The sequence below is a fragment of the Pirellulales bacterium genome (assembly GCA_036490175.1).
GTDB lineage: Bacteria > Planctomycetota > Planctomycetia > Pirellulales > JACPPG01 > JACPPG01.
On the sequence record DASXEJ010000131.1, the window covers coordinates 1 to 10,294 of the forward strand.

Below are 10,294 nucleotides of genomic sequence, written 5' to 3' on the forward strand. Positions count from 1 at the left end.
AACCGGGACTCGTGAGCAACCGTAACCGCGCCAGGGGAAAGACTCAGTAGCCGCGTCGGATCAGAATCGGCCGAGTCGAGTGTAGGCAAGGTCATGTAGGCAGCTAAACTTCCCCATCATAAGTAAAGTCTTAAAAGAGCAAGAAATAATATCAGGTAAGTGGAGACAGTTTTCCTGCCTACACCCGTTGCCTACACGGCCTGTTGCAGTCGACGTTCCCATCCGGCCGAAAGTATTGGAACCCGTTTTCACTCTTCGCCAACCGAACCACTTGAGGCCCGAATGCAGCGTTCCAGTGTCCTGACCAAATCTGATGCCATTCTCGCATTCTGCCGGCAATCGAACATTCGTTCGCGACATAACGATCCAGCGTTGCTCGACCTGTATACGCCTGACATGGAAGTCCAGGTCAACGTCGCGATAGACCACGGCGAGCCAGTCGCTGGCAAACGGAATACCTGGACAAACCTCGACGATTCGTCTGACGAGCAATGGCACCACATTCGTATCCCCCGGAACGCGAAAGACAAGCCTGAACGCAATGACTGGCCCTTGCGGTTCGACTTGGCGAAGCATATCGAAGGCTTAGGAATGACCGGCTGGGATTTCGGACAGCTCCGCTCTCGCCGGCTCGGCTTCGACTTCGATTCCATTCTCGGCCACGCCACTGGGGTTGGCGTGTCGGATGCCGATCTAGAAGCTGTTCGGGCGGCCGCCTTGGTTATACCGTGGCTCGAAATCCGTAAGAGCACTGGCGGTGGCGGGCTCCACCTGTATGCCTTGTGCTGCGCCGACGGCATTCCGACTGCAAACCACACTGAACATGCCGCACTGGGCAGGGCCATTCTCGAAATGATGTCGGCAGCAACAGGCTTTAACTTCTCCACCAAGGTCGATGCCTGCGGCGGCAACATGTGGATTTGGCACCGCAAGTCATCGCTTGCCAATGAAGGCTTGAAGTTGCTCAAGCCGGCCACGGCAACCTTGAGCGAGGCCGACATTCCCGGCGACTGGCGCAGCCATATTGCAGTCATCCAGAAGAAACGCACCACGCAAAGAGTGGTTGGGATACCTGCAAATGCGGATGATTCGTTCGACGAACTCGTTGCAGCACGGCCGCGCGTGCCGCTGACGGATGAACATCGACGCATCATGGATGCACTCGCCGGCAACGATTTCTCTATGATCTACCAGCAGGATAATCATTTGGTGCAAGTCCATACAGCGCGGCTAGCGCAACTGATCGCAGATCCGCGCTTGGAGATACGAGGTATTTTTAAGACCATAAGCGAGGGAACCGATCCGGGCACCCCCAATGCTTTCATGTTTCCGTTGAGCAATGGCGGATGGCGCGTGTACCGTTTCTCGCCCGGCACGAAAGAGGCTAATACATGGAAGCAAGGGGAAGGCTGGACAAGTTGCGACTTCAACGTTCGGGCAACGCTAGTGATTGCGGCGGAAGCAGAGGGCGGCCAAGAGCTGTTGGATGGCTGCTTTGTATTTGGCACGCCGGCACAAGGTATTGCAGCTTTGAGGGGAATGGGGGGAAGCGCTTCCGTACCTGACTGGGCCGCTGACCGGCAATTGATCCTGAAGCCGCACCCTTCGGCGCGCAAGGTATCCATCCTACTTGAGTATCGCGCCGACGACGATAACCCGCGCTCAAAGAAGGATATGCTTGACCTTCGATGGAACCTGGATGGCAAGCAAGCCCACACGAAGCGATGGTCGCAGGTTGTCCACTTGCCATCGACCGACAACGCCGACATCGCGGCTGAAATGCTTGAACGTTGTGACACGCGCATCCGTAGCGTGAAAACGCCCGATAACCAAGATGCGGGTTGGCGCATTGCCGATGATGATCGCGCATGGGTCGAGCGCGACCGGACGGCCGCCAGGGATGCTCTGGCAAGCATCGGCCTCCCGTCTTCGGAATTTAATGGTGTTATCGCTAGGCTGCAAAGCCGGAACTGGACTCTTAGCAACATCCCATTTCAACCAGAGTTTCCCGGCGGGCGACGCTGGAACATTGGCGCACAACTGGCATACACGCCAACCGACGACGAGCGGCCGATGGTCCATCCACATTGGGACGCGATCTTCGCGCACGTCGGACAAGGGCTCGACGAAGCAGTTGAAAGGGACGAATGGTGTCAGGGCAACGGGGTATCTGCCGGAGCCCTTTATTTGCTCCACTGGGCCGCATCGCTGTTTCAGCGGCCGTCGCAGAAATTGCCGTACCTGTTTTTCTTTGGCGACCAAGAGACTGGCAAGTCGTCCTTCAACAACGCGATCGGGTCGCTCATGTCACGGGGGCATATCGAGGCACGAAACTCGCTCTTGACCAAGCACAATGGCGAACTCGACGGGGCCATTCTTGCCTACGTTGAGGAAGTGGACCTGAGCGGCAAAGCGTCCGATGCGTACAATCGGCTCAAGGATTGGGTGACGGGCGATAGGATTAGCATTCACGCAAAATATGCGACCGTCTATAGCTCTCCGTCGCACCTACACTGGATTCAAGTGGCCAACAATCGACAATTCTGCCCGATCTTCGAGGGTGATACACGGATCGTCGTCATCGAGGTGCCAGCGAAACCTTCGACAGATATTCCTTGGCCCACGCTGAAGGCAAAGTTGCAGGCGGAGGCACCCGACTTCCTGCGTACTCTGCTTGACCTGCGATTGCCCGATGGTGTTGGCCGCCTATGGCTACCGGTTCTCGACACGCAAGCCAAGCGCGAGGCGATTATCGAGACGACAGATAAAGGCGGCGCGTTCGATCCGGTGAAACTTGAAAACGCCTTGCGATTATTGTTGCTGAAGGAAGGCAACGGTGTCTGCAAAGCATTGGTTAGCGAATTGCTGGCTCTTCTCGGCGATGGTCCTTGGTCGAATGATGAAAATGTCTTTGGCCGGCAGCTAAAGCTTGCGTTGAAGGATTGCGGCGAGCGGGGGCTGACAGCCAAATTCACACGCCTTGCAGGTGGCACTCAGTGGAACCTCAAAGAGAGTGGGCAGGACTCCGACATAGACGTAATGCCGGAATGGGCGCAATTGTCTGCGCTGGCGGACTACGCCAGTCGTGTTTTGCGCGCGCTTCCCCCGCCGATACCGTTATCGCTTTGCGATACCCCGGTAGGCGTTCCCTTGAATTCCTAAAAAGGCGGGAGCACTACCAGAGCAGCCAAATCATGGCCAGGACGCCAGTCAGGACGACCAAGGCCGGTAGTTTCCTTGGGTTTTCTGGTGTGGCAGTAGAATATTCATCCAGTGGCAATGCCGCCAGCGCCGTCCACAAGTCGGTGCCGGCAGCGATGTGCAGCAGCAGTTCCTCTTCGTGCTCGTCCATATCTTGATTCTACCACGTTTCCAAACTCAGCTTGAGAAGCTGCGGCGGCCCGCGTAAGATCGAATCTGACAACCTGATTGGACGCCTACAGGCGTCCGGCTGCTTCTGGGAAACCGCGAACCTGGGCAATTGCCCTTGTACCAGTAGAAGCAGCGCATTAGGACCACGCGCCCGAAAGGGAACGTCGGCCTTGCGCTGTTCTACTGGCCCTTCGCGGGGTTCCCGGAGCGGCAAAGGTTCGACGTTCCCTTTTTTTCGTGCGCCATCGGAGGGCGATTTGGAGCCCCATCCGATGGCTGATTTCAACCCGCAAGCTGACGACCAAAAACTTCTCGCGCAGGTTCTCGAATATTACCATCGCCGGCTGAAAGACAGCCCCGAAGCGCTCGACTATCTGCGCGGGCGTGGCATCACCAACGGCGAAGCGATCGACCAATTCCGCATTGGCTATGCCGATCGCACGCTGGGTCTCAAGCTGCCCAGCAAACAACTCAAAGCCGGCAAGCTGATCCGCGCCAAGCTGGAAGCGCTCGGCCTGTTCCGATCCAGCGGCCACGAACATTTCAGCGGCTCGCTCGTCTTCCCGATCACAGCGGCCGATGGCAGCGGGCGCGTGCTCGACATCTACGGCCGCAAGATCGGCGCCCGGCTCCGCGCGGGCACTCCGCTGCACACGTATCTATCCGACCAGCGGCACGGCGTTTGGAATATCCAGGCATTCCGGGCCGGCAGTGAAGTCATTGTCTGCCCCTCGCTGTTCGACGCGCTGACGTTCTGGAATGCCGGCTATCGCAACGTTACTTGCACGCTGGGGGCTGACGCACTGACCGATGACCACCTGGCAGCCTTCGCCGAGTTCGGCATCAAGCGCGTGCTTGTCATTGCGGAGACCATCACCGACAAGCTGCTGGCGGCCGGCATCGACGTTCATCAAATCAAGCTACCGGCCGGCATCGACGCCAATGCCTACGCCATGCAATTCGACGACCCGGCCGGCGCGCTCGGTGCCCTCATTCGTCGAGCGGAATGGTTCGGCAAAGGTCAGCCGCCACCCGTGCCGCTGCCCGCAATCGAGCCGCAAGATACTGAAGACGACATCCAACCGGCCGATGATCCCGAGCCGCCGGCCAGCATTCTTACAGCTTCACCACTGCCGGCGACACCCGAAGACATTGAAGCCGATCAGCACGGCGATGAAGTGGTCATGCACCTTGGCCATCGGCGCTATCGCGTGCGCGGGCTGGCCAAGAATCTTTCATTCGACCAACTCAAAGTCAACGTACTGGCCTCAACCGAATCGGGCATGTTCGTCGACTCGTTCGACCTGTACTCAGCCCGGCATCGCCGGCAGTTCATCGCGCAATCCGCCGTCGAGTTGGCCGTGGAAGAGCAGACCATCAAAAAAGACTTGGGCCGCGTATTGCTGAAACTGGAGGAACTTCAGGACGATCAGATCACCCGCCTGACGGAAGTCAAGGAAACGGTCCCCAGCATGACCGACGACGAAAAGCAAGCAGCCTTGGCCCTGCTGCGCGACCCGCAACTACTCGACCGCATCGTGGCCGATTTCGATTTGATCGGCGAAACCACGAACAAGCTGGTGGGCTACCTGGCAGCCGTCAGCCGCAAGCTCGACCAGCCTTTGGCCATTGTCATTCAGTCGTCGTCGGCCGCTGGTAAAACGTCGCTGATGGAAGCCGTGCTGGCGTTCGTGCCGCCCGAAGAGCAGGTCAAGTATTCGGCCATGACCGGGCAAGCTCTTTTCTACATGGGCGAGACCAATCTCCGGCACAAAATCCTCGCCATCGTCGAGGAAGAGGGCGCTCAGCAAGCCAGCTACGCGCTGAAACTCTTGCAGAGCGAAGGCGAACTGATGATTGCCAGCACGGGCAAGGACGCCGCCACCGGCCGGCTGGTAACGCAGGAATATCGGGTCGAAGGTCCGGTGATGATCTTTCTCACGACCACGGCCATCAAGATCGACGAAGAGCTATTGAACCGCTGTGTTGTGCTCTCGGTCGACGAAGACCGCCAACAGACCAAGGCCATCCATGAGCTTCAGCGCCGCCGGCAGACGCTGGCCGGCCTGCTGTCCGCCCAAGAGCGGCAACAGACTCTGGCGCTACACCGCAACGCCCAGCGGCTGTTGCGCCCGCTGCTGGTGGCCAACCCGTACGCCGAAGCCTTAACCTTCCTGGATGACAAGACCCGCACGCGCCGTGACCACGTAAAGTATCTGACGCTAATCCGGGCCATTGCCCTGCTGCATCAACACCAGCGGCCGGTTCAGACCATCGTGCATGATGACCGGCAAGTCGAGTACATCGAAGTCACGCTTGACGACATCGCCATCGCCAACCGGCTGGCCAGCGAAGTGCTGGGCCGCTCGGTCGATGAACTGCCACCGCAGACCCGGCGGCTACTGGGCCTCATTGACGACCTGTTATTGGCCGCCTGCGAGCGCCAAGGCATCGACCGAACCGATTATCGCTTCAGCCGCCGTGATATCCGTGAAGCCACGGGTTGGGGTCACACTCAGTTGAAGGTCCATCTCAAGCGGCTGGAGGAACTCGAATACCTGCTGATCCACCGAGGCGGTCGGGGGCAGTCGTTTGCCTACGAATTGCTGTTTGACCCGCCGCCCGATGCCGGCAAACGCTTCCTGGCACGGCTGATCGACGTGGATCACCTACGCAGGTACGACGCTGACCGGGCGGGGGTAAACGGCGAGAAGTCGGGGCGCGGTCGGCCCCAAGTCGGGGCCAAGTCGGGCCGTGGTCGGACCTCGAAAATCGCCGCAACTGCCGATGGCGAAAAGGCTCAACAGCCCTCCGCGTCGAAAGTGATTCAAAACGCACATCTGGACCAAGAAATTTCCGCCACGTCGTAGCTGGAGAAAAACCATGCGGGCCATGATGGACGAATTCCTGGAATGGATGCGGGTCAAGAACTATTCGGACAAGACGATCGTGGGCCGGCAAGTCTACCTGACCTACTTCATCGACTGGTGCGCCGAGCGAGGCATTGTGCAGCCGGGCGAGGTCACCAAGCCGATGATCGAGCGCTATCAGCGGTATCTGTACCACTACCGCAAAAAAGACGGCGACCCGCTTAGCTTCCGCAGTCAGCACGGCCGCCTGCTGCCGATACGCGCCTGGTTCAAGTGGCTCTCGAAGAACAACCACATCCTCTACAACCCGGCCAGCGAAATCGAACTGCCGAAGCTGGAAAGCCGGCTGCCGAAGTTCGTGTTGAGCGCCAGCGAAGCCGAGCGAGTCATCAGCACGCCCAACGTGACCGAAGCGCTGGGCCTGCGCGACCGGGCGATTCTGGAGACGCTGTACTCGACCGGGATTCGCCGCATGGAACTGATCGGGCTCAAACTCTACAGCCTGGACGCCGATCGCGGCACGGTCATGGTGCGGCAAGGCAAGGGGCGCAAAGACCGTATGATTCCCATTGGCGAGCGGGCGCTCGGCTGGATCGAACGCTATCTGCGCCAAGTGCGGCCACGCTTGCTGGCCGGCGATACGGCTGGCGACGTGGTGTTTCTGACGCACACGGGGCAGCCGTTCACGCCCAACAACATCACGCAACTGGTGCGCGACTACGTGAACGCAGCGGACATCGGCAAGCGCGGTAGCTGCCACCTGTTCAGACACACGATGGCCACGCTGATGTTGGAGAACGGCGCGGACATCCGCTTCATTCAGGCCATGCTGGGCCACGTCAAGCTGACGACCACCGAAATCTACACGCGCGTCAGCATCCAAAAGCTGAAGGAAATCCACACGGCGACCCATCCGGCCAGGGCGCAGCGCTCGCAATCGAGCGAGTAGCGATGGCTGCACCTTGCAGCAAATGCTAGCGGTCTACCCTTTGAAATCTCGAAAAAAGGATTCAAGAACTCGTTTCGACGTGCCGAAATTATCGGCCATCGCAGGTAGCGATCTTTCACTTCTTAATTGCGAAGCCTGCGTAATCTGGAGAACAGCCGTGCGTGCAAGCATCGTGCTATTGGCTTTGATGACACTGGCTTGCTCGGGTTGCGCACGGATGATTGTGCGAAAGGACCCCGCCCCCAACGATACTGGCATCCGCTTCTATCGCCCGAAGCCGTACCTGTTCATTGGACCGGCGGAAAAGGCGGACAAGCCCGACCAAGTGACCATGAAGATCGAATATCTGCCAGACTACAGTGAAGAGTATTCGATCAGGACTAAGCCCGGGCTCGGCACAACCAAGATGGAAGTGCATCTAGACCAGGGCTGGAATCTGGTGAGCGTCAATTCGGAAACGGATCAAAAGTACGCAGAAATTATCGGCTCCCTGGCGCAGTTGGCCGGAGCTGCCGCGAAAGGCGCAGCCGGTGCCCCGGTTGCGCAAACGTATGGCGGGACTGTTGAAACCAACGTGCCGCTGGGATACTACGAAGCAGTCCTGGCGGTGAACGAATGCGGCAAGCGGGAACTGATGGGCTGGCGATACATTGGCTTCATGCCGCTTCCCGACTGCCCGATCAAGGCGAGCGTTTGCAGGGATCATGTCATGTGCGGACAAGAACCGTTGTTCTCGCTCGTATACGAGGGCAACAAGCTCAAGATGAAACGCATGGATCAGCTTTGCTCATCGGAACCATACGGTGGCGACGATGAGATTCCCGTCTCTCAAGGCGTTTTGCCGCCGCCAATGTCGCGGTCTCCGCGCCGGCGCGGTCATCCGCAATCGGATCGGCGGGCTGAACTTTATCCCGGCCGTGCGACGTATTCGGCCCAAGCCCAAGCCGATTGGGCATTCAGGCGGGACGAATCTGGCGAGCCTGTCCTGCCTCGCTAAAGCCGCCTGCTCGAAGCAGGCGCCGCCGCGCCGGGCCGATGCTAAAATGAGCGGCGATGATCCTGGCCACCGTTTTCCCGAGCCGTTGCGCTCGCATCAGCCGCAATCGCCAATTTAAGCGGGAACCCGCCTCTAGGCGCAAATTTCCCAAAAACCGGCCTGCGCCCTGGCATCGCCGCTCTAAGCCGAGACGTGCATCGGAATTTCAGCAAACCTTGCCGAAAGCAAGCGGCAAGAGTTTTTGTTGGGCCAACGAAAGCTATACGTACGACGCGGCCGGCAATCGCGAAACCACAACCACCGGCACGGCCGCCACCGATACCCTGCAAGCCACGACTTCGACGACCACCACCGGCAACCAGCTAGAGTCTGACGGCACCTTTATTTACAGCTACGATGCCGATGGCAACGTGGTGCAAAAGGAGCGCATCTCCCAAGCCGAAGCCCCGGATTTTAAGACCGTCTATTCTTACGACAACGCGGGCCGGCTGGTCGAAGCCACGACCGAAGACAACACCGACACGATCACGCAGAACATCGTCTACACCTACAACTCGCTGGGCGAGCGGGTGGGCGAGACCGTGACTGTCGGCGGCACGAGCACTGTCACTAAATTCGCCTACGACCTGGACGGCAACGTCGCCGCCACCTTCACCGGCAGCAACGTGCTCACCGGCACGTACGTCTACGGCCAGGCCGTGGACCAGTTGCTGGCACAGGAAGACGGTTCCGGCAACGTCAACTGGATGATTACTGACCGCGACCAATCGGTTCGCGATGTGGTGCAATACAATGGCACCACGTCGGTCGTCGATCACATCGACTACAATTCGTTCGGCGTGACGATCCGCGAGAGCAATTCCTCGGCCGCGCACATCGACGGCTACGCCGGCTACGTCAACGACCTGGCGCTTGGCATGTTGGAAACCCAATCGCGGATCTACAATCCTTCGACCGGCGAGTTCACCAGTCAGGATCCCAGCGGCTTCTCGGGTAGTCCGAATGGCAATCTTTATGAGTATGCCGGCAATAGCCCGGTGGATACGGTTGATCCGAGCGGGCTGAGTCAGGCTGATCCTACTGACAGTATCAATTTGGGCATTGCCACACCCGACGTCTTTCCAAGCTTTACGGCCGATCCGAAGTTCCTCCAAGACGTGTTGGGCGATCCGCTGCCGGAAAATGCGTTCGACGACGATTACGAGCCGCCCGCCAGCATCGCGTCGACCGCAGCGTCGACCACCGCACCAACCCAAACGCTCTCAAGCGCCGGTTGGCAATTGGCCCAGAGTGGCGCCGGCCTCTTATTCGGCGCTGCCGGCAGCGGAGCTGTACAGGTGGCAAGCGGCTTGAGCGCGCTTTATAACAGCGTGTCCGGGGGAGCGTCGTATTCGGTGAGCGGCCCGTTGCCGGCTCCCGTGAGCACGGTGCAAAACAAGACCATGTTCAGCTTTAATGGCGCAATCGGCAGCGACGGCAGCCTCTCGTATGGCCTGCAAACGGTGAGCACCGGAGCTGGCGGCGCGTCCCAAACAATCCAGTTTAGCGGCGCCAATTGGACCAACAGCGCCTTAGCGCTTACGAACTGGTCGATTAGCAACTCGAGCACCTATCTGAGCCAGACACCGGGGGTCGGATCGTATTCGCGGACAGTGATTACGGACAGCGGTATGTCAACGGAGACTGGGGCATTGGTTCCCGGCACGGTGGAAGACGACTCCCGGCTAGCCAACGGCTCACTAATTTCGGGGCTCAAGCCCCAAGGAACGTTTACTAATGGCGCAAACACTTGGACCCTTTATATCGTTCCAAACTACCAAGTGCGGGACGCCCAAGGCTACGCGATCAACCAAGATGGGAGCACTAACTGGTTTGACCAGTCGGCGGAGGGCCAGGCGGCTGAAGCCGCCCAAGCCGCGGCTGACGCATCGGCGCGGACCAGCCGGCTTGGCCTCATAGACGGAACGCTAGGCGTCGTGCAGGCAATCGGTTCGGTCGTTGCCGCGCCGGAGTCGTTCGGGACTTCGCTCGTCGGCTTTTCTGCCGGAGTTGACAATGCGATCGCGGGCTACTCTGCATACTTCAGCGGAGTTCCGACGCAGACCG

General features: G+C 59.1%; 6 protein-coding genes. 5 read left to right on the forward strand and 1 reads right to left on the reverse strand.

Annotated elements, in window-relative coordinates; genetic code table 11:
- Positions 1-564 precede the first annotated feature (564 nt).
- Entirely contained in the window at positions 565-3,162 is a 2,598-nt protein-coding gene (locus VGG64_09965; GenBank protein HEY1599917.1) for a primase-helicase family protein, read from the forward strand.
- 13 nt (positions 3,163-3,175) lie between these two features.
- On the opposite strand, the gene VGG64_09970 is transcribed toward VGG64_09965, so the two are convergent.
- Positions 3,176-3,352, reverse strand: a complete 177-nt coding sequence (locus tag VGG64_09970; protein HEY1599918.1) for a hypothetical protein — start codon at positions 3,350-3,352, stop codon at positions 3,176-3,178.
- A gap of 292 nt (positions 3,353-3,644) precedes the next feature.
- On the opposite strand from VGG64_09970, the gene VGG64_09975 reads away from it, so the two are divergent.
- The 4 genes from VGG64_09975 to VGG64_09990 form a co-directional block, all read left to right on the forward strand.
- The gene (locus VGG64_09975) at positions 3,645-6,242 is read left to right on the forward strand and encodes a hypothetical protein (protein HEY1599919.1); all 2,598 of its coding nucleotides are present in this window, start codon (positions 3,645-3,647) and stop codon (positions 6,240-6,242) included.
- 13 nt (positions 6,243-6,255) lie between these two features.
- Positions 6,256-7,191 carry a site-specific tyrosine recombinase XerC gene (gene xerC, locus VGG64_09980; protein ID HEY1599920.1) on the forward strand — a complete coding sequence of 312 codons (936 nt, stop codon included), beginning with the start codon at positions 6,256-6,258 and terminating at the stop codon, positions 7,189-7,191.
- Positions 7,192-7,348: 157 nt separating this feature from the next.
- Positions 7,349-8,188 carry a hypothetical protein gene (locus VGG64_09985; protein ID HEY1599921.1) on the forward strand — a complete coding sequence of 280 codons (840 nt, stop codon included), beginning with the start codon at positions 7,349-7,351 and terminating at the stop codon, positions 8,186-8,188.
- A 215-nt stretch (positions 8,189-8,403) separates the two neighbouring features.
- The coding region (locus VGG64_09990; GenBank protein HEY1599922.1) for an RHS repeat-associated core domain-containing protein at positions 8,404-10,294 on the forward strand (1,891 nt) is incomplete at its 3' end.

What these genes read in the sequence shown, in the direction of transcription:
- VGG64_09970 (HEY1599918.1), bottom strand. Translation starts at nt 3,352, where the DNA reads ATGGACGAGCACGAAGAGGAACTGCTGCTGCACATCGCTGCCGGCACC.
- VGG64_09975 (HEY1599919.1), top strand. Translation starts at nt 3,645, where the DNA reads ATGGCTGATTTCAACCCGCAAGCTGACGACCAAAAACTTCTCGCGCAG.
- xerC (HEY1599920.1), top strand. Translation starts at nt 6,256, where the DNA reads ATGCGGGCCATGATGGACGAATTCCTGGAATGGATGCGGGTCAAGAAC.